This window comes from Hydrogenobacter sp. T-8 (assembly GCF_011006175.1).
GTDB lineage: Bacteria > Aquificota > Aquificia > Aquificales > Aquificaceae > Pampinifervens > Pampinifervens florentissimum.
In genome coordinates this window covers 566705-585931 of the sequence record NZ_CP048795.1, presented here as the reverse complement: position 1 = coordinate 585931, position 19227 = coordinate 566705, and the positions used below count along the sequence as shown (strand labels likewise).

At 44.2% G+C, this 19227-nt stretch carries 23 protein-coding genes and 1 tRNA gene; 9 read left to right on the top strand and 15 right to left on the bottom strand.

The features are described from left to right. Position 1: 1 nt before the first annotated feature. From clpP to G3M65_RS03410, 3 genes are all read right to left on the bottom strand, one after another. Complete coding sequence (gene clpP / locus G3M65_RS03420; protein ID WP_173833207.1) at positions 2–598, bottom strand: ATP-dependent Clp endopeptidase proteolytic subunit ClpP; 597 nt, start codon at positions 596–598, stop codon at positions 2–4. Beyond that, on the bottom strand, positions 585–1880 hold the full coding sequence (tig, locus tag G3M65_RS03415; RefSeq protein ID WP_173833206.1) for a trigger factor: 1296 nt from the start codon (positions 1878–1880) through the stop codon (positions 585–587). Before tig ends, clpP begins: the two co-directional genes overlap by 14 nt. 16 nt (positions 1881–1896) lie before the next feature. Next, a tRNA-Leu gene (locus G3M65_RS03410) sits at positions 1897–1982 on the bottom strand. 72 nt (positions 1983–2054) lie between these two features. On the opposite strand from G3M65_RS03410, the gene G3M65_RS03405 reads away from it, so the two are divergent. Genes G3M65_RS03405 through rseP form a run of 7 tightly spaced genes read left to right on the top strand, consistent with a single transcriptional unit; the run spans position 2055 to position 7142 of the window. Then, positions 2055–3248, top strand: coding sequence for a (Fe-S)-binding protein (locus G3M65_RS03405; protein ID WP_173833205.1), 1194 nt, complete (start codon positions 2055–2057; stop codon positions 3246–3248). 14 nt (positions 3249–3262) lie between these two features. Next, positions 3263–4249 (top strand): UDP-glucose 4-epimerase GalE, encoded by a 987-nt coding sequence (galE, locus tag G3M65_RS03400; protein ID WP_173833204.1) that lies wholly within the window; start codon positions 3263–3265, stop codon positions 4247–4249. Continuing rightward, the gene (locus tag G3M65_RS03395) at positions 4239–4547 is read left to right on the top strand and encodes a metal-sulfur cluster assembly factor (protein ID WP_173833203.1); all 309 of its coding nucleotides are present in this window, start codon (positions 4239–4241) and stop codon (positions 4545–4547) included. The genes galE and G3M65_RS03395 overlap by 11 nt, the downstream gene beginning before the upstream one ends. After that, positions 4535–5020 carry a V4R domain-containing protein gene (locus tag G3M65_RS03390; protein ID WP_173833202.1) on the top strand — a complete coding sequence of 162 codons (486 nt, stop codon included), beginning with the start codon at positions 4535–4537 and terminating at the stop codon, positions 5018–5020. Before G3M65_RS03395 ends, G3M65_RS03390 begins: the two co-directional genes overlap by 13 nt. Before the next feature lies 1 nt (position 5021). Continuing rightward, positions 5022–5417 carry a secondary thiamine-phosphate synthase enzyme YjbQ gene (locus G3M65_RS03385; RefSeq protein ID WP_173833201.1) on the top strand — a complete coding sequence of 132 codons (396 nt, stop codon included), beginning with the start codon at positions 5022–5024 and terminating at the stop codon, positions 5415–5417. Positions 5418–5429: 12 nt separating this feature from the next. Continuing rightward, entirely contained in the window at positions 5430–5837 is a 408-nt protein-coding gene (locus G3M65_RS03380; RefSeq protein ID WP_173833200.1) for a hypothetical protein, read from the top strand. A 9-nt stretch (positions 5838–5846) separates the two neighbouring features. Further along, complete coding sequence (gene rseP, locus G3M65_RS03375; RefSeq protein ID WP_173833199.1) at positions 5847–7142, top strand: RIP metalloprotease RseP; 1296 nt, start codon at positions 5847–5849, stop codon at positions 7140–7142. On the opposite strand, the gene fsa is transcribed toward rseP, so the two are convergent. From fsa to G3M65_RS03340, 8 genes are all read right to left on the bottom strand, one after another. Continuing rightward, on the bottom strand, positions 7139–7795 hold the full coding sequence (gene fsa, locus G3M65_RS03370; protein ID WP_173833198.1) for a fructose-6-phosphate aldolase: 657 nt from the start codon (positions 7793–7795) through the stop codon (positions 7139–7141). The genes rseP and fsa overlap by 4 nt on opposite strands. Positions 7796–7798: 3 nt before the next feature. Further along, entirely contained in the window at positions 7799–7921 is a 123-nt protein-coding gene (locus G3M65_RS10580; RefSeq protein WP_256370832.1) for a hypothetical protein, read from the bottom strand. Between the two features lie 18 nt (positions 7922–7939). Beyond that, positions 7940–8113 (bottom strand): ribbon-helix-helix protein, CopG family, encoded by a 174-nt coding sequence (locus G3M65_RS03365; protein ID WP_173833197.1) that lies wholly within the window; start codon positions 8111–8113, stop codon positions 7940–7942. A gap of 336 nt (positions 8114–8449) precedes the next feature. Beyond that, a complete protein-coding gene (sat, locus tag G3M65_RS03360) occupies positions 8450–9613 on the bottom strand; it encodes a sulfate adenylyltransferase (RefSeq protein WP_173833196.1) in 1164 nt (387 codons plus the stop codon). Then, positions 9580–10356 (bottom strand): uroporphyrinogen-III C-methyltransferase, encoded by a 777-nt coding sequence (gene cobA / locus G3M65_RS03355; RefSeq protein ID WP_173833195.1) that lies wholly within the window; start codon positions 10354–10356, stop codon positions 9580–9582. Before cobA ends, sat begins: the two co-directional genes overlap by 34 nt. Next, positions 10356–11099, bottom strand: coding sequence for a sulfite exporter TauE/SafE family protein (locus G3M65_RS03350; protein WP_173833194.1), 744 nt, complete (start codon positions 11097–11099; stop codon positions 10356–10358). The genes cobA and G3M65_RS03350 overlap by 1 nt, the downstream gene beginning before the upstream one ends. Positions 11100–11106: 7 nt before the next feature. Then, entirely contained in the window at positions 11107–11295 is a 189-nt protein-coding gene (locus G3M65_RS03345) for a hypothetical protein (RefSeq protein ID WP_173833193.1), read from the bottom strand. Between the two features lie 89 nt (positions 11296–11384). After that, the gene (locus G3M65_RS03340; RefSeq protein ID WP_173833192.1) at positions 11385–14027 is read right to left on the bottom strand and encodes a phosphoadenylyl-sulfate reductase; all 2643 of its coding nucleotides are present in this window, start codon (positions 14025–14027) and stop codon (positions 11385–11387) included. A 144-nt stretch (positions 14028–14171) separates the two neighbouring features. Between G3M65_RS03340 and G3M65_RS03335 the strand changes: the two genes are divergently transcribed. Continuing rightward, positions 14172–15530: a sigma-54-dependent transcriptional regulator gene (locus tag G3M65_RS03335; RefSeq protein ID WP_173833191.1), complete on the top strand. Its 1359-nt coding sequence runs from the start codon at positions 14172–14174 to the stop codon at positions 15528–15530. On the opposite strand, the gene G3M65_RS03330 is transcribed toward G3M65_RS03335, so the two are convergent. From G3M65_RS03330 to G3M65_RS03320, 3 genes are all read right to left on the bottom strand, one after another. Then, positions 15487–15771, bottom strand: a complete 285-nt coding sequence (locus tag G3M65_RS03330) for a hypothetical protein (RefSeq protein ID WP_173833190.1) — start codon at positions 15769–15771, stop codon at positions 15487–15489. The genes G3M65_RS03335 and G3M65_RS03330 overlap by 44 nt on opposite strands. A gap of 182 nt (positions 15772–15953) precedes the next feature. Beyond that, positions 15954–16709, bottom strand: coding sequence for a pseudouridine synthase (locus tag G3M65_RS03325; RefSeq protein ID WP_173833189.1), 756 nt, complete (start codon positions 16707–16709; stop codon positions 15954–15956). Next, positions 16685–17281 carry a sulfite oxidase-like oxidoreductase gene (locus tag G3M65_RS03320; RefSeq protein ID WP_173833188.1) on the bottom strand — a complete coding sequence of 199 codons (597 nt, stop codon included), beginning with the start codon at positions 17279–17281 and terminating at the stop codon, positions 16685–16687. The genes G3M65_RS03325 and G3M65_RS03320 overlap by 25 nt, the downstream gene beginning before the upstream one ends. A gap of 90 nt (positions 17282–17371) precedes the next feature. On the opposite strand from G3M65_RS03320, the gene G3M65_RS03315 reads away from it, so the two are divergent. Then, positions 17372–18508, top strand: a complete 1137-nt coding sequence (locus tag G3M65_RS03315; protein ID WP_173833187.1) for a hypothetical protein — start codon at positions 17372–17374, stop codon at positions 18506–18508. Here the strand turns inward: G3M65_RS03315 and lptB are convergent. Then, positions 18498–19214, bottom strand: a complete 717-nt coding sequence (gene lptB / locus G3M65_RS03310; protein ID WP_173833186.1) for an LPS export ABC transporter ATP-binding protein — start codon at positions 19212–19214, stop codon at positions 18498–18500. The two genes, G3M65_RS03315 and lptB, sit on opposite strands and share 11 nt — an antisense overlap. Between the last annotated feature and the right edge of the window lie 13 nt (positions 19215–19227).

Below are 19227 nucleotides of genomic sequence, written 5' to 3'. Positions count from 1 at the left end.
ATTAGCTCCTCTTTTCTATTACCTTATCCACTATGCCGTATTCCATAGCTTCCTGAGCGGACATAAAATAGTCCCTTTCCACATCCCTTTCAATCTTTTCTAAGGGCTGTCCTGTGTGCTTTGATAGGATTTCGTTGAGCATGTGTTTTATCCTCTTTATTTCCTCCGCATGGATTATTATATCTGTCGCCTGACCTGTTATACCTCCAAGGGGTTGGTGTATCATTATCCTTGAGTGGGGCAATGCATACCTTTTGCCCTTTGCACCTGCAGAGAGCAAAACCGCACCCATAGAGGCTGCCTGACCAAGGCATATGGTAACCACATCGGGCTTTATGTATTGCATGGTGTCGTATATTGCCATACCAGCAGTGACGGACCCACCGGGTGAGTTTATATACATATATATGTCTTTGTCAGGGTCCTGAGCCTCCAAGAAAAGTAGCTGTGCCACGATAAGGTTGGCTATGTGGTCGTCAATGGGAAAGCCCAATAGGACTATCCTGTCCTGTAAAAGCCTTGAGTATATGTCGAAAGCCCTTTCACCCCTTGGTGTCTGCTCTATAACTATGGGAACAAGCTGGTCAAGTATTCTCATCCTTTTCCTCCTTTTTCTCCTCTGTTTCTTTGACCACTGCCTTTGAAACTATGTCCTCAAGAGCTTTCTCCCTCTTTATGTCCTCCTCAAGGACTGGCAGTAGGTTTTCTCTCTGCAGAAATTCTCTCATCTCCTCTGGTGTACGTTCATAGGCTTGTGCCAAGCCTTCTATCCTCTGCTGTAGCTCCTCCGTGCTAACTTCAATATTCTTCTGGACTGCGTATTTATCCAATATAAACCTTAGCTTTATGTTGAAAACCGCCTGCGGTGTAAGCTCTTGAGCTATAGCTTTGTAGTCTAAATACTTGGGGTCTATCCCCCATTGGGATAGCTCCCTTACCCTCCTTTCTACAAGGTGCGAAAGCTCTCTCTGAAGAAGGGTCTGAGGGACATCAAACTGGTGCATTTGGACCAGCTTTATGGCTACCGCATCGGCTATCATGGCTTTCTTCATGTTTTCAATGCTTGCCCTTACCTCTTCCCTTATCTTCTCCTCCGCTTCCGCCCAAGTCTCACCAAGCCCAAGCTCCTTTGCAAAGTCGTCGTTGAGCTCAGGAAGCACCTTCTCCTTTATGCTTTTTATGGTTATCTCCACCCTTGCCTTGCCCGCAGGTTTGCCCTCCGTGTCGTAGAGGGTTAGGTCCTCAAGAACAAAGCTGTCGCCTTCTTTCTTTCCTACAAGCTCTCTCTCTATCTCTTCTCTGAAGGTTTTTGTCCCTATGACCCCTGAGGTTTCCCCCTCGGTGTGCTCACCGCTTTCTGTTTCCTCAACCCTGTAGTCCACCACCACCAGGTCGCCCTCTCTTGCCTCCCTTTCTACAGGCTCCCAGATGGCATGCTCCTCCCTTATCTCCTCTATCCTTCTCTTTACCAACTCATCGCTGAACTCTACCTTTCCTATCTTCACCTCAAGCCCCTCAAGGTTCTCAAGCTCAAACTCAGGAGGGACCTCAAAGGACACACTGTAGCTCAGCCTCTGAGAAGGCTCTTCTAAGTGAACGCTTTCAAGGTATATGTCCGCCACCGGCTTTAGCCCACTTTCCTGTATTGCACCCGCCAGCGTGGCATTTGCCACCTTTTTGCCCACCTCCTCCTGTATGTATTCTTTGAACTTAGCTTTAATGACCCAAAGAGGTGCTTTGCCCCTTCTAAAGCCTTCCACCTCTGCGTTTTGCTTAAGGTAGTTGTAAACCTCATCAAGGGCAGACCTCACTATATCACCTTCCACCTCAACTTTAAGGCTTTTGAATAGCCCCTGTCTGTCTTCTACACTAATCTTCATGCAAACCTCCTATTATTGGTGCGGGTGGAGGGAGTCGAACCCTCACGGGTTATCCCCACAGGATCCTAAGTCCTGCGCGTCTGCCAGTTCCGCCACACCCGCTCAAGAATACAAAATTATAACCTGCTTTTGGTCAATTCAACCTCTTACAAAAGCCCTATATTTACATAGACTATGGAGAAGTTTATAGAGATACCTCTTGACCTTGCTCAAAAGTGCGTAAAATGTGGACTTTGTAAGTCCGTATGCCCCACATATCCATACATACAAGAGGAGGCTGGATTTGCACGTGGCAGGCTTGCCCTTGCGGAGATGGTGGTAAAGGGAAAACTACCACTCTCTGAAGAGGTTGCCAAGCAATGGGACCAGTGTGCCATGTGTAGAAGATGTGAGTGGATATGTCCCAATAACGTGGAATATAAGGAGATTTTGGTCCATGCAAGAAATATGCAAAGGGAAAATTTGGGACAGGGAATAGTAAAAAGTCTTGGTCTAAAGTCCCTGGAACTATTGCAGTCAAAGGCAGGTAGAAAGGTGGTAAAGTTAGCTGGTAAACTTCTTAGCCCCTTGCCTTTTGGAGAGATAAAAACGCCCTTTCCCACCGGTGCGGTGAAGTTTATGCCAAAGCCTACTGCAGAGGCTTTTGGACTAAGAGGTAAGGTCTTTAAGGCTCAGGAAGAAAAGGGAAAGCTCCTTTTTTTCACAGGCTGTATGATAGATGCCTTTTATGGCAAAACGGGTGAGAACGTCATAAGGCTAATGAACAAAGCAGGCTACACGGTGGTTGTCCCAGAGGATATAAAGTGCTGTGGTGCACCCCACTATTACTCTGGAAACCTACCCGCTTTTGAGAAGTTAAGAGAGCATAACCTTAAAGAGATGGAAAAGTATGAGTTTGACGCAGTGGTGGTTGCCTGTCCCACATGCGGTGGAGCTTTGCAGGAGGATTACAAGCTACAAAAACCAGTTTATGACTTTGCGGAAATAGTCTTCAAAAGCCCTTTGAAATTCAAAGGCTCTGGAAAAGTCCTCACCTTCCACGTGCCATGCCACTCCTACAGTGCAATGAAGGTAAGCGACAAGGTCTTCTACGGTGTCATGGAGAGGATTGAAGGAGACAAGGTCAACAGGGCAGAAAAGGACAAGTCTTGCTGTGGCTTTGCAGGGCTTTTTTCCATAACAAACCCCAAAATGTCAGACCAAATACAGAAGGAAAAAGTCCAAGACCTTCAGAAAACTCAAGCGGATGTGGTGCTTACCACCTGCCCAGGCTGTGTGCTTAATTTAAAGGATGGAGTTAAAAAACACAAAACTGGACAGGAGGTCTTGCACTTGGCGGACTATCTGGCACAAAACCTTGAGGATTGATATATAATTGCACTATGCGAATATTAGTAACGGGGGGAGCAGGCTATATAGGTTCTCATATGGTAAAGCTATTAGGTGAGAGAGGATACCAAGTCCTTACTGTAGACAACCTCTCCGAAGGCAACGCTTGGGCTGTGCTTTACGGAGACCTCAAAGTAGTAGACCTTCTCAACTACAAAGCCCTTGAGGAGGTTTTCCTTGAGTTCAAGCCCCATGCGGTTATCCACTTTGCCGCAAAGGTAAAAGTCCCAGAAAGCGTTAGAAAGCCACTGCTATATTACGAGAACAACTTTCTGGGAACTCTCAACCTTCTTCAGGCTATGCAAAGAGCTGGGACGCAGTATCTCATATTTTCCTCCACCGCTGCAGTTTATGGCATACCAGATAAAGTCCCAGTAAAAGAGGATGACCCAACAGAGCCTATCAACCCCTATGGCTGGAGTAAGCTATTTACAGAGCAGGCAATAAAAGACTTCTCCTATACCACAGGCTTGAAGTATGCTATCCTCAGGTATTTCAACGTAGCGGGTGCAGACCCAGAGGGCAGTATAGGACAAGTAAGCAGAGAGCCAACGCATCTTATCCTAAGGGCTGTAAAGACTGCAACTGGTCAGTTTCCCCATATGGAGGTCTTTGGAACAGATTATCCAACACCTGACGGGACGTGCATAAGAGACTACGTGCATGTTATGGACCTATGCGAGGCTCATTTAAAGGCTTTAGACTACCTAATGAGTGGAGGGCAAAGCGACGTCTTTAATGTGGGATATGGTAGAGGATACTCGGTGCTTGAGGTAGTGCAAAAGGTAAAAGAGGTCTCTGGCGTGGACTTTCAGGTAAGATACGCATCAAGGCGTGAAGGAGACCCACCCATGCTCGTAGCGGATAGTCAAAAGGCAAGACAAATTCTTGGCTGGAAACCTCAATATGACAACTTGGAGTTTATCATAAAAACCGCCTTAGACTGGGAAAAATCCTATATTTATTCCAATGGAACTTGAAATCTTGGAAAAGTTAAAAGAGATAAAAGACCCAGAGATACCTATAGACATAGTAAATCTTGGGCTTATATACGGTGTGCAGGTCAAAGACAGAATGGCATACATAGATATGACCTTAACAGTCCCCTCCTGCCCTGCAAGAGGTTTTTTTGCTCAGCATATAAGGGAGCATCTGCTTAAAAACTTTCCAGATTTGGAGGATGTTGTGATAAACTTTGTATTTGAGCCTGCTTGGAGCAGTGATAAAATATCTGAAGAAGGAAGGCAAAAACTTAGGAGTATAGGATGGAATATTTAAAGGATAAGTTCAGAGCTCTTGCGGAGGCCATTGAGCGGGAGTCTGTGCTTGTGCACCGTGCGGCGCTGGTGGATGGCTATAGGGACATATACAAGCTCAGCAAGCTGGGCATAGATAAGGTTATAAAAAAAGCCACTAACTTTGGCGGAAAAAAGGGTGCAAAGATACTAAAGGAAAGGTATGGCATATACACAGATAGGTTGGATGAGGCCCTTGATGTGCTAACGGTTATAGCAGAGTCCTCAAGGCTTTTGGATGTTTTTGAATACGACCTTGATAAGATGGAGATAAGGGTTGATGGATCCATTCTGGTGGAGGCGGTGGGTCAGAGCAAAAGTCCTGTGTGTGAGCCAATGGCTGGGTTCTTTGAAGGCTTTCTAAGTGAGCTTCTTGATAAGAAGGTGAGCGTCAAAGAGGTAGCCTGCAGAGCCCAAGGCCACGAAAGATGCATCTTTAAGATGACCCTCAGGTAGCATGGCTGTAATAAAGGTCAGAACCACAAAACATACGAGCTTTGTAAACATCACCAATCAAGTAAGAGAAGTGGTTAGAGCTTCTGGTGTGAGGTCTGGCATGTGTCTCGTATATGTTCCCCATACCACCGCCTGCGTATTTATAAACGAGGGTGCGGACCCAGATGTGATAAAGGATATAACCTATTCCCTTGAGAAGATAATCCCATGGAGGGATAACTACGCCCACTCAGAAGGAAACTCCGCAGCACATATAAGAAGTGCCATAATAGGCAACTCAAGGGTAATACCTATAGAAGATGGAGACCTTGTCCTTGGCACTTGGGAAGCGATTTTTCTTGCAGAGTTTGACGGACCCAGAGAAAGGAAGATTATAGTTAAGGTCATAGAAGACTAAGTGAGGAGTAGTATGAAACTTTTCCTGCTGTTGACTTTGTTATTTAGCATTGCACTGCCAAAGGAAGTGCCTTTTACTCAGGAGGATAGGGATAGGATTATAAGGCTGGAAGAGGGTCAAAAATATCTCCAAAGACAGATAGATGACCTAAAAAAACAGATAGACGAACTTAAAAAAGACACACAGAGACAATTTGACGAATTAAGAACCTTTCTTTATTGGGGCTTTGGTATATTATTTGGAGGTATGGGAATTCTTATAGGTTTTGTCATATGGGACAGAAGGACTGCGGTTGAGCCTGTGGCAAGGAAGATTAGAGAGATAGAGGAAAGGGAAGAAAAGTTGGAGAAAGTTATGAAAAAACTTGCCAAAAAGGACCCTGAGATAGAAAAAATATTAAAGGAAGAAGGTATCACTTAGGAGGTAAACATGGAGTATGTTTTGGCTTTTCTTGTTCTTATAGGTGTGCTTATATGGTTTCACGAGCTTGGTCATTTTCTAATGGCAAAGCTTTTTGGTGTCAGGGTGGATATATTCTCCATAGGCTTTGGTCCTGTGCTTTTCAGTAAGAAGGTGGGAGAGACGGAGTATAGGGTCTCTGCATTGCCTCTTGGGGGCTTTGTAAAGCTCTACGGTGAGGAGGAGGTGGTTCAAGACAAAAGAGCCTTTTCCTCAAAACCTAACTGGCAGAAGATACTTATAGCCTTTGGTGGTCCCCTCTTTAACTTTATTCTTGCGGTTTTGCTCTTTGCCTTCCTTGCTATGGTGGGCAAACAGGTTCCCAAGTATGTTTATGAAAAGCCAGTGGTAGGTCATGTGGCAGAAAACAGCATAGCTCAAAAGCTGGGCATAAGGGAAGGGGACCTTATACTGGAGATAAACTCCAAGAGGGTGCAAAGTTGGAAAGATGTGGAGAGTGCGGTCTTTGAGAATATACTCAGCAAAGGTTGGAGCGTAAAGGTAATAAGGGACGGAAGGGAAATAAACCTATCTGTAAGGGACAGCATAAGTAGGTCTTCTGGCTTTGGTGCGGAGCCATGGCTTCCAGCAGTGGTAGGAAGGGTTGTGGAGAACAGCCCTGCCTTTCAGGTGGGCATACAGAGAGGAGACAAGATACTAAAGGTCAATGGTCGTGAGGTAAAGGGATGGTATGACCTTGTAAAGGCTATAAGAGAGTCCAGAGACAAGCCTGTAGTGCTTCTCGTGCAGAGGGGAGATTCCTTAGAGGAGAAGACCGTTATTCCAAAGATTGACCAAAAGACAGGACTGCCCCTTTTGGGTATATCTCCCTACGTGGAGACGGTGGAGAGCAAAGAGCCACCCCTGCAAGCCTTCCTTGACGGGGTTCACAGAACATACATGTTGAGCCTTCTTTCTTTGAAAGCTCTTTGGAGCCTTATTACTGGTGGTTTGTCCATAAAGACCCTTGGTGGACCCATAGCCATAGCCCAATTGGCGGGTGAGTCCGCACAGCAAGGCATACTTCCCTTTATAGGTATGATGGCTTTTATATCTGTTCAACTTGCCATATTTAACCTTATACCACTTCCCATTCTTGATGGTGGGCTTATCCTACTCTTTCTTATGGAATCCATGAGAAGAAAGCCCTTCTCTCCCAAGTTCAAAGAGGTATGGGTAAAAGCAGGCTATGCCATAATAATAGTGCTTGCGGGTTTTGTGATATTAAACGACATACTCAGAATTCTCGGCGGTGGGAGGTTTTAGAAGGGTCTTCCTGGCACCTTCTCCCAATCCTTTAGGAAAAGCTCAATACCCTTATCGGTGAGAGGGTGCTGGAAGAGTTTTTTCATTACCTCAAAGGGCATGGTGCATATGTCCGCACCTATTAGTGCTGCCTCCACCACATGCATGGGATGTCTTACACTGGCGACGATTATCTCCGTATCCACTATGTCATAGTTGTCAAATATCTGCTTTACTTCCCTTATAAGCTTCATTCCATCGCTTGAAACATCGTCTATCCTGCCTATGAAGGGCGATACAAAACTCGCTCCTGCCTTTGCCGCAATGAGAGCTTGAGCGGGTGAAAAAACAAGGGTAACGTTCGTTGGTATACCTTCAGATTCAAGAACCTGAACCGCCTTCATCCCCTCTGGAGTCATGGGAATCTTTACCACTACATTATCCCCAAGTTCCGCAAGCATCCTACCTTCCCTTATCATACCCTCCGCATCCCTTGAGACCGTCTCAAGGCTTACAGGTCCGTCCACCAATTGGAGTATTTCCTTAGCTACCTCCAAGAAGGGTCTTCCCGTCTTGGCTATTAGAGATGGGTTCGTCGTTACACCGTCAAGTATTCCCCATTCAAGAGCTTGTTTTATCTCATCCACCATGCCAGTATCAAGAAAAAATTGCATAGTCTACACCTCCTGAAGTATTCTCTGGTGTCTTACTACACCAACAAATACCCTTTTAATTATACCATCCTTAACCACAAGGGTTGTGGGTGTTGCCATAATACCAACCACAAACTCAAAAGCCATGTTTATATCACCTCAAGGTTATTTGATTAGGAAGGGCTTTGCCATTTCCTTTTCCTTTTTATGTAGCCATTCCATTATGGCTTCTCTGACCAACTCAGAAATTCCTCTACCTTCTTCTTCTGCCACAGCATCCAGCTTTTCTTTTACACTTTTTGTGAGCCTAACTCTTATAACTTCCTTTTTGAACTCCATGTTGCCACCTCCATCCTTTAAAAAGGAAAGCGGACCGCGGTATAATATCGTGACTTCCTCTCCTCTATTCCACTGCCTTGCTCTCAAGAAATCTCTGGCGGAGCTCCTGCTCTCTCTGTGAGGGGTTTTGAAATTCCCCCTTGCTTTTTTCTCTGTTCTGTGCTACCTTGTTCATTGTAGCTCTCCTTTTCAAGTCCCCTTTTTCCTCAAAGTGGGCTAATTCTTTTTCTTAAAAAGAGAGCCTTCTTGTGAAGGTTTTGTAAAAAAATTCCTTCTTTTAGAAACAAGCTCTGCTCATACACAAGGGTATTGATTTCTTTCTTACTCGGCTTATAGCTATATGTCAACCTCTGAAGCTACAAACCCTTTCATAAGAAGCTGAGCAACATCCTCTCTTATCATCTCTCTTGGAGGAGTGAGCCCCTTTCTTAACATATCCCTTATCTTGGTCATGCTAACGTACACTCTTTGATGGTCATCATGTCCACAGCTTTTGTCTGAAGCCATGGCTTCACATAGGTGGCAATAAAAGACTGCAGTAACCTTTACTATCTCTATACCTATGTCGGAGGGGAGTTTATCAAATATTCTATGTGCTTCGTATGGGTCGTAAAAGTTTCCAACGCCTGCATGGTCCCTACCTATCATAAAATGCGTACATCCAAAGTTCTTCCTCACTATGGCATGGAATACTGCTTCCCTTGGACCTGCGTACCTCATGGATGTAGAAAGTCCAGAGAGCAAGACCCTCTGACGTGGATAGTAGTTATCTATGAGATACTCGTAGGCTCTTAAAACTGTATGAGAATCAAAGTCATCGGATTTTTTCCAACCTAGGACAGGGTTTATAAAAAGCCCATCCGTCATTTCTAAGGCTATCCTCTGAAGGTATTCGTGAGCTTTATGCGGTGCGTTCCTTGTTTGAAATCCAGTTATAGTCTTCCATCCTCTGTACTCAAAGACCTTCCTTGTTTCTGCCGGTTCTAAGACCCATTGCTTAAAGGGAGATTCTACCCTTTCCAAAAGCCAAACATCACCTCCTAGCGCCCACTCACCCTTTGAATAGAAGATATTTACACCTGGATGCTCATCGCTATCCGTGCCCCATACAAGCTTGGCAATTTTCTTAATATCAATGCGATAAATATCCTTAACATCAACTATCGCCTTTATTCTATTACTACTGTCCTTTATAACCACTCTCTCCCCAATCCCCAACTTTCTTAAACTATCTTTCTCTTTGACCTGTAGCAAAATAGGTATGCTCCACACATCACCGTTAGGTAGGATCATCCTGTGAGCAACACTGCTAAGCTCTTCCTCCGTCATAAACCCCTTAAGAGGTGAAAAAACTCCAGTGGCTATGTTCTCAATATCAAGAAGTGTATCAGTATCAACGTAAAGAGCTGGATATTTTTCAGCCTCCATCAGTATCTTCACCTTTTCCCTTTCAGGAACAACTCTATTTACAAGCGCTCCACCATGGGGTGCTGGAAGCATACCTTCACCTCCTTTGAAAACTGATTCATATATTCTCTAAGTGTTACTACACTCCCTACAACCATAACGGCTGGAGGGTTCACCTTTGGAGGGTCTGTGGAAAGCTCGTAAAGGCTCGTTAAGATCACCCTTTGCCTCTCAGTTGTCCCATTCTCTATAAAGGCAACTGGCTCATCTGGACTCCTTCCTATCTCTATTAGCCTCTTGGCTATCTCCTTCCTCCTTGATACTCCCATGAGAAAAACCAGTGTGTTTATACCTTTTAGGCTATTCCAGTCTATGCTGGAGCTTTCTTTCCTTGTGTCCTCATGCCCTGTTATTACCGCAAAGGAAGAGGATATTCCCCTAAAGGTCAATGGTATACCCGCATAGGCTGGTACTGAGTAAAAGGAGCTTACCCCTGGAACTATCTCAAAGTCTATTCTATGCTCTGCCAAAAATAATGCCTCTTCTCCTCCCCTTCCGAAGATGAAAGGATCTCCTCCCTTTAGCCTTACAACGACATCCTTTGTTTGAGCATACTTTAGCAAAAGCTCGTTTATCTTCTCCTGTTCTATTGTATGCTTTCCAGCTTCTTTTCCTACGTATACGAGCTCGCAGTCTGGTTTTGCAAAAAGAAGTATCTCTTGGTTTATGAGCCTGTCGTAGAGTATGACATCCGCAGATTTTATGAGTCTTAAAGCTTTAAGTGTTAAAAGCTCTTGGTCTCCTGGCCCTGCTCCTACAAGGTATACTTTACCCATCAGTTAAGCCCTCTGCGGATAAGGTTTAAAGCCACTATGAAAAGCAGGGCTGATATGATGAACCTCAAAGGTCTTGGGTCGATTTTCCTTGTTAGTTTAGTTCCAAGCCAAACACCTAAGAGGCCACCAATACTCATAGGAAGGAAAAGGCTCGCCTCCGCATGTCCCAAGAACATATGAGAAAAGCTACCGATTAAAGAACAAGCTAAACCAAAAGCTATATCCGTACCAACGCATTTTGGAGTGTCCAAACGAGTAAAATAGATCAGGAGCACCATTCCCAATGCTCCAGCGCCAGTCGAGGTAAAGCCTACCTCAAGACCTATAAAAAAGCACGCAAAAGGTAATACGTAAGAGTGCTCTGTCATATCTATCCTCATGTTTTTAAAGAGGAGAAAGAGGTTTAGGAGTATGGATAAGAGTATGGTAAGGCCTATGGTCAGAAGGATCAGACCTTTTAGGCTTTGAGCAAGGGAAAGCTTGGAAAGGAAGTAAGAGCCTATGAAAACACCTGGAAGGCCTCCAGACAGCATAGCCCTGAGAACTCTGTAGTCTACGTTTTTATGGAGTGCGTGTAAAAAACCTGCTGGTAGCTTTACGATAGCTGAAAAAGCGAGGGCTGAACCGACAGCTTTTGCTGGGTCCAATCCAAGCAGTATGAGGGTAGGAGCTGTGAGAGTTCCAGCACCCACACCAGTTAGGCCTATGGCAAAGGCTATGAAAAATCCAAGAAAAGCAAACATAATGTGCTCAGCTCCCATACTCCATCCTCGCAGAAAGGGAAAAGTCCATAACTTCAGAGACCTCCTTCAGTTCCTCTATCAATTTCCTCATACCTTCAGAGTGGACCCTTGAGCTATCTTCTATGGGAAAAGATACAAGTTTCACCTCTTGGTCTGAAAGGAGACAAATCCATAACCAGCTTCCTAATTCCTTCATTAGGCACCTCCGGCCATCGAACTTTCCCTCTTTCCAGCCTCTCTTTATAAGCTCCTTTTCAAAATCTTTTGAGACACACCAAACTCTGATCATTTTATGTCTCCCAGCACTTTGTCAGCTATTCTTTCAAAGCCTCCAGTTTCTAAACTGCAGTGCATACCACACTCTTTTGGTGCATCCTTTTCCCACCACCATCTACCAGACCTTGGGTCCTCACCTTCAGACACGGGCCTTGTACAAGGAGCACATCCTATGCTTTTAAAGCCTTTGTCGTATAGCTCATTGTAGGGAACCTTGTTCTCCTTTATGTAATTCCATACTTCCTTCTCTGTCCAATCTGCCAAGGGATTTATCTTTACTATCTGTCCGTGGTCATGGTCTACCTCAATTTTCATTATGTTTTGCCTGCTTGCCCACTGCTCCCTTCTTAGTCCAGTTATCCATGCATCCACCTGTCTTAAAGCCCTCAGTAAAGGTCTCACTTTTCTTACATGACAGCAAAGGTGTCTTAGTTCTACAGACTTGTAGAAAAGATTTACGCCAAATCCCTGTACCATCTGTTCAACTTCTTCACTGTTTGGAAAATAAACATCTATCCTTAAACCGTATACCTCGTAAACTCGTTCAATAAGCCTGTAAGTTTCTTCATAGAGTCTTCCTGTGTCAACGGTAAAAACTCTAACCTGTGGGTTTATCCTGTGAGCCATATCAAGTAGAACCATGTCCTCTGCTTGACCGCTCCACGCTATGTAAAGCCTTGGATGGAAGCTATCAAGAGCCCAAGCTATCACATCCTTAGCTGGTTTGTCCTCGTACTCAATGGCAAGCTCATGAAGTTCAAGCTCATCGTACATGGGAGAACCTCCTGCAAGAGCTGGATACATAGCTATCTCATCCCCCTCTTTAACGGGTGTTTTAAGCCCCTGTAAGAACCTTACGTCCTCCTCATTCAGAAAAACCTTCAAAAAGGGTTTTAGCTCTCCCCTTTCATCAATGGCCTTTCCACGAAAATCTTCAAACTCCTCCTCAAGCTTCAAAAGGGCTTCTTCTACCGTTTTCGCAGACACTTCAACCTCAGAAAGACCGCCAAAGAACCTGCTTATAGGCCCAAATATCCTCACTCTTACCTTTCCTCCTTCTTCTTTTATAACCTTCTTTTCCTGCATGATGTTTAAAAGCTCCTCATCAGAATGAGCTTTTATAAACTCATGAAAGCTTCCATACGCTGAGCTTTTATAAGCTATGATGAGCTTCTCTATGTACTCCTTCGCCAAAGGTAAAGGAACCCTTTTTACCACAATCCTGCCTATGCTTGCATGCCTTCCATAACCACCTCCCAGCACAATATTCACGGCACTTTCCACACTACCATCTGGATGTCTTATGTGGGTAGCCTGAAGCCCTATATCGTTCAGCCAATGATGGGCGCAGGCATGGGGACATCCATCAACACCTATTGCTATGTCCCCTATATCTCCAATTCTTTCTTCTAGATAGTTAAGAAGTTCCAAAAGCCACTCTTTTGAGGAACCAACAGAGTAATTGCAGAAGGGGTCGCTAGTGCAGGCTATGGAGATACTCCTTGGAATGCTCTTTTTCAAGCTAAAGCCTATCCTTTCCATACCTTCTATAACATGCTCAAGCCTTTCCTCCGGTACGTCTGTTAGTATCAGGTTTTGCCTCTGAGAGATCCTTATGGAAAGGTTAAGAGCTTGCGCAAGCTCTGCTACCTTTATAAGCTGACTGCCAGATACCCTACCAGCTTCTACAGGAAAACCCACATAGAAGAACCCCTCCTGCTTTTGTTTTCCAATCCCCACGTGAAAGTTCCTCCTTATTGCCACTGGCTCCTCCTTAATGGATTCTGGAGTGAAGCTTAGCCTTTCAAAGAGCATCTCTTTAAACCTTTCTGCTCCTACCTTGTCTACGAAGTACTTTATCCTCGCCTTTACAAAGGACTTTCTGTTTTCTGGCTCTTCGCTCCATATATCTACAACTGCCTTTGCCACCTCTAAGACCTTTTCCTTTGGGATGAATATGCCAAGCTTCCTTGCAAGCCTTGGCGTTGATGAAAGCCCACCGCCTACCCATACTGCAAAGCCTTCAACTCCATCCTTTACCATCCCAACAAAGGAAAGGTCATGCATCTCCGGATAATTGCAGTGGTAAGGACAGGCTGATATGGTTATCTTGAACTTTCTTGGTAGGTTAAAGTACTTCCTGTTCTCAGGGTTGTGGAAGAAGCTCTCAAGCTCCCCTATGCACTCTCTGACATCAAAGAGCTCATCCTTGTCTACACCAACGACAGGACAGCTTGTTATATTCCTTACTGTATCACCGCAGGATCCAACGGGAAAGAGTCCAACGCTGGACAATCTTTTAAACACCAGAGGAAGGTCATCAAGCCTTATGTAATGCAGCTGTATGTCCTGACGGGTTGTAAGCTCCGCATAGTCGTTAAAATTCTTAGCAAGTGAACCTATTTCTCTAAGCTGTTTCGGGCTTAACATGCCACCTGGTAGTTTTATCCTCAGAAGAAAGTGCCCAATCCGTGGTTTATCATGGTAGAGTCCGTACCACTGAAGGCGTACAAGGTCCTCTTCAGGAGTTTTATCATAACCATCCCTTATGAGCCTTGGAAGGTCTTCCATTATATCAAGAGGATGTTTGTCCGCCTTTAGCTTTTCCCTTGGATTCCTTTCTATGATCTCTTCCAAATGTTCTCTCTTCATACTTCAACCTCCTATCTTGAGTATTGCAAAATCTGTGTATTGCAAAATCTGTGCCAATCGGTGATGAATGCAGAAACCAGTGTTTTTGTTCACTTATGATAAGTATCATGTATATTTTATAAACAACTTGTATACTTAATAAACATGGATGTGGTGCTCTACACAAAAGATTGCGAGCTTTACTTAGATGGCATAGAGCGCGTTGAAGAATTACCAGATGACATCAAGAACTCTGTGGTAATACTGGATGTAGATACTGTTGGTTTTTCTGCAGTTCCAGACCTAAAAGAGAATGGTAACATCATAATGGCTATAACTGCGAAGCGTTTACCAGGGTACACTATGAAACTCATAAGCCTCGGCTTTTATGATGTCCTCCTGAAACCTGTTGATGTTAAAGATCTGGAAATGTCTATAAGTGAAGCTAAGAGGGTGATCTATCACGAGGAAGAGGTCATACCAGTCTTTACCAGTGGTGAGAACCTATCTGGTGAGCTGTGTAAAGAGCTTTGCTCCATAATAGGAAACCCAGAGGGGAAGATGAAGGAAGTACTGAAAAACGTTGGTAAAGCTGCACCTTTGGATGTGCCTGTTCTGATAACCGGTGAAACGGGCGTTGGGAAAGAACTCTTTGCCAAAGCTCTTTGGAAATTGTCCAGGAGATGGAACGGTCCCTTTGTAGCCATTAACTCTTCGGCAATCCCTCCAGAACTTCTTGAAGCAGAGCTTTTTGGTTACGAGCGAGGTGCTTTTACTGGTGCATCCCATACTAAAGAAGGGCTAATAGAGTCTGCAAAAGGTGGTGTACTCTTCCTTGATGAGATAGGAGACCTGCCTCTTTCCATGCAATCTAAGCTGCTGAGAGTACTACAGGAAAAGAAGGTAAGGAGGCTGGGAAGTACAAAGGAGGTGCATTGCGATTTTAGGCTCATAAGTGCTACCAATAAAGATATAAAGAGCTTGGTTAAGGATGGTAAGTTCAGGGAAGATCTATATTACAGGATAAGCACCATTCATATACACATTCCCCCTCTCAGGGATAGGAAGGAGGATATTCCAATCTTGCTCAACTGTATGATAGAAAACCTTTCTAAAGAAATGGGGAAGAGGATAAGAGGTTATACAAGGGAGTTTTTGGAAAAAGTTACATCTTACAGTTGGCCTGGTAATATAAGGGAGATGGAAAACGTTCTTAGGAGAGCAATTGCTCTCAGCAGTGGAGATGTACTAAAAAGTAGGGACGTTGAGCTTACGGTGGTAGATTACTGCAGGGAAGGTCTTGAGGAACTTGAAACCCTTCTCAGACTGGAGATCAAAAGGCTTATAGAAGGAGGGGAAGAGGGAATATACCATAAACTTTTAAAAAAACTTTCCTCAGTTATTGTTCAAGAAGCATACACCTTACTGGATAAAAACCAATCTAAAACTGCCAGGATCTTAGGCATAAACAGGATAACACTCAGGAAGATGTTAGAAGCTCTTGCACCCTCTCCAAAAGCTTAATGTTCCTCATGGCCCTTTCTCTGCTCTTTGTATCGTACTCATCCCTTAGAAAGCTCTCAAGCATCATCTTAAGCTTGTCCCTTTTTTCCTGAAGGATAAGTTCTCCCCTTTTCCACACTTCCTCTTTGACAAAGTCTAAAACCAGTTCCCCACAGTTTATCAACCACTTTCTTGAAGGGCTTGGATGTTCCCATGCAACGCTCAATCTATACATTATTCCATCAGCTGTAGAAAACACCATAAATTGCAAACTAACATCAAAAAAATTGAAGGACTGTTTCAAAATTTGTGTAAATTATACCACCTATGACCTTCTGCCTTGCATCTTCTTGCTTCTTATACCTGCATAGATTCTTAACACAGCCATGAATGCGAAAAAGAGGGCCAAAAACAAAACTACCAACTTGAAAAGGCTTTCCATGCTCAATCCCTCACAAAGGATTTTATACCAAGGGCTTGCCTGAGACTTTTAAGCTCTTCCTTTGTCATATCTCTCCACTCACCGGGTTTGAGCTTACCTAGCCTTACGGGTCCAATGGCGACCCTCTTAAGTCTTATAACCTTGTGTCCAAAGCTAGAAACAAACCTTTTCACTATGTGTTTTCTGCCCTCGTGGAAAACTATCTCTATAAGGCTTTTATCCTTCATGTGCTTTACAAGCCTTACACTGTCAGGCTTTGCTGGACCATCCTCAAGCACTGCACCCCTTTTCATAGCATCAAGGGTCTCCCCCTTTACTATTCCAGAAACCCAAACCAAGTAGGTTTTAGGAAGTTTATGCCTTGGGTGCATTATTCGGTGGGCAAGTTCTCCGTCGTTGGTAAGTATAAGAAGTCCCTCCGCATTATAGTCAAGCCTTCCCGCAGGATATACCCTCTCGGAGATGTCCTTTATAAGTTCTTCTATAGTCCTTTTGCCCTCCTTGGTTCCTCCAAGGGAGGTAAGATAACAGCAGGGCTTATACAGGATTATGTATCTATAGGTCGCTGGTTTCACTTCTCTTCCGTCCACCTCCACCACATCCCTATGCGGGTCCACCCTCCAACCAAGCTCCTTTACCACAAGACCGTTAACCTTTACCCTTCCTTGAAGTATAAGCTCATCCGCCTTCCTTCTTGAAGCAACTCCGCACATGGAAAGGTAGCGGTTTAATCTTACCAATAACGTTCCTCCTTCCATGGGTCTCCCCTCATGTTGTATCCTCTTTGCTCCCAAAAGCCTGGCATATCCTCCTCCATAAGTTCAATACCCCACACATACTTGGCACTTTTCCAAGCATATAGCTTTGGAACCACAAGCCTAAGAGGGTAGCCGTGTCTGAGAGGTATAGGTTTTCCATACATCTTGTATGCCAGTATGCTGTCTTCCTCATAAAGGTATTCAAGGGGTAGGTTCGTGGTATATCCCTCAAGGCAGTGAACCATAACATATTTGGCTTGGGGCTTTGGCTTTGCAAGGTTTAATATATAAGAGGTCTGTACACCTTCCCATCTTATCTCCTTTACGCTCCAGCGAGTCACACAATGAAAGTCCGCTACAAGCTCCACAGAAGGCATCTTGAGTATCTCCTCATAACTAAACTCTAAAGGATTTTCCACAAGTCCAAAGACCATAAAGCGGTATTTTTCTGTATCCCACTGGGGTATCTCATCCACTATATCATAGACTATGGGCGCGGATATCCATCTTTGACCGGGTGGTAGTCTATCTTCCCTGAGGTTTGTAGAGCTTACAAGGGTTTTCTTCTCCATGTTTTTCTATTATAGGCTTTTCTCTTTTCCACACACTGTCCTTTGTCAGGAAGGCTTGACAGAATATAAGTAATTGCTTACTATATATACATGTTTTATGTGTCAAAGGTGAGCTTGCCCTTTTTCTTTCTTGCGATGCTGGACCTGTTGTATTCTCTTGCTGTAAAAAGCCTCCAGCTTGACCCAAAGATAGTTTGGATAACTGCAGTCTTTGGTTTTGTTGCCCATACCATAATGTCTGCTATGTATCAGATAGTTCCCAACTCTCAGGGTAGACCACTCAGACCTATTTGGCTCTCCTATGTGGTTTTTGCCCTAAGTCTTTTTTCTTCCTTTCTTTTCTACCTTTTTCAGACACTCTACGCAAGCCTTGTATATGCCTTTGCCTCTTTGCTTTTTGCCATAAACATTCTGCTCTCTATAAAAAACTGGCAACCTATAACTGTAAAGTTTATAGGTCTTGGCACTCTTTACCTCCTCTTTGCAAGTTTTTTCCTTCTACTTTCGGAGCTTGGTTTCCTTCCCTTAGCCCTTGCGGTTCACAGCCTTACTCTTGGCTTTATGCTTAATGTGGTGGTTGGCGTTGAGCTTGCATGGATTCCTATGCTTTACATGGAACCCCTCAACATAGTCCTAAGTAGAAGGCTTTTCTACCTTAGCCTTTTATACCTTCCACCCTTTCTTTTGAGCCTTTACCTCCTTAACTACAGACTTATTTCCCTCGCGAGCCTTCTTGTGCTTGCCTTTGTGGGATACTTTTTTTATATTCTCTACTCTGTTTTCTCAAGAAGGCGCATGCCAAAGGAGGTGCCTCTTGTGGTGAGATATTTCATACTTGCTCTCATCATGCTACCCTTCGGTCTTTTACTTGGCTCTATTATGGCAGGTGAGGGCATAGTCTCCTTCTTGCTTCCCTTACACTTTGACCTGCTGGTTTATGGCTTTACTGGGACAACCATAATGGGCGGGCTTGCTCACCTTTATCCAAGGATTGTGTATAACTGGAAGTTTTCCGGAGCAACGGGTGTCTCACTCTCAGACTTGCTTAGGGAGGATGCCCTAAAAAGGATAATCTTTTTAATCCCCCTCAGTCTTGCCTGGATGCTTTTTGCGGACGCTTATGGTGGTTTTCTTTCCTATATGTCCAGCCTGCCCTATATACTTCTGTGGCTATACTTTGCATGGGCGGTGCTTTTGAGGGGTATGTTCTACAAGCCTACCAACTGAAATCTCTTCCAAGATAAACTTCCCTTACGTCTTCCCTTTCACTTACCTCGTGTGGTTCTCCCTCTGCCAATATTCTGCCATCGCTTATTATGTATACCCTGTCTACCATTCTTATGGTCTCTCTTACATTATGGTCTGTTATGAGTATGCCTATATTCTGACGCTTTAGGTTCAGTATTATTGCCCTTATGTCTGAAATCATTATGGGGTCTATGCCAGTAAAGGGCTCGTCAAAGAAGATATATTTGGGTTTTGGTATAAGAGATCGCGCCACCTCAAGCCTTCTCTTTTGACCTCCAGAGAGCCTGCCAGCCTTTTGGTTCCTTAGCTCCCAGAGCCCAAAGTCCGCAAGGAGCTCCTCCGCTCTTGCAAGCTGTGATTCCCTGCCCTCCTCAAAAAACTCAAGGAATATAAGAAGGTTTTCCAGAACCGTAAGGTCTTCAAAAAGTGTATGCTCCTGAGGCAGAAAGGTTATGCCCCTTCTTGCCCTCTTATGGGCTGGGAGGTGTGTGATATCTTCATCATCAAGTTCTATAGTTCCACCGTCAACGGACAAAAATCCTACCAGACAGTTAAAAAGTGTGGTCTTACCCGCTCCATTCGGACCAAGAAGTCCTACTATCTCACCTCTTTTGAGTTCCAGGTTTATGCCCTTTAGTATTTCTCTTCTTTTAAAGCCCTTTTTAATTTTCCTTGCGACCAGCACCCTAAAGATTTTA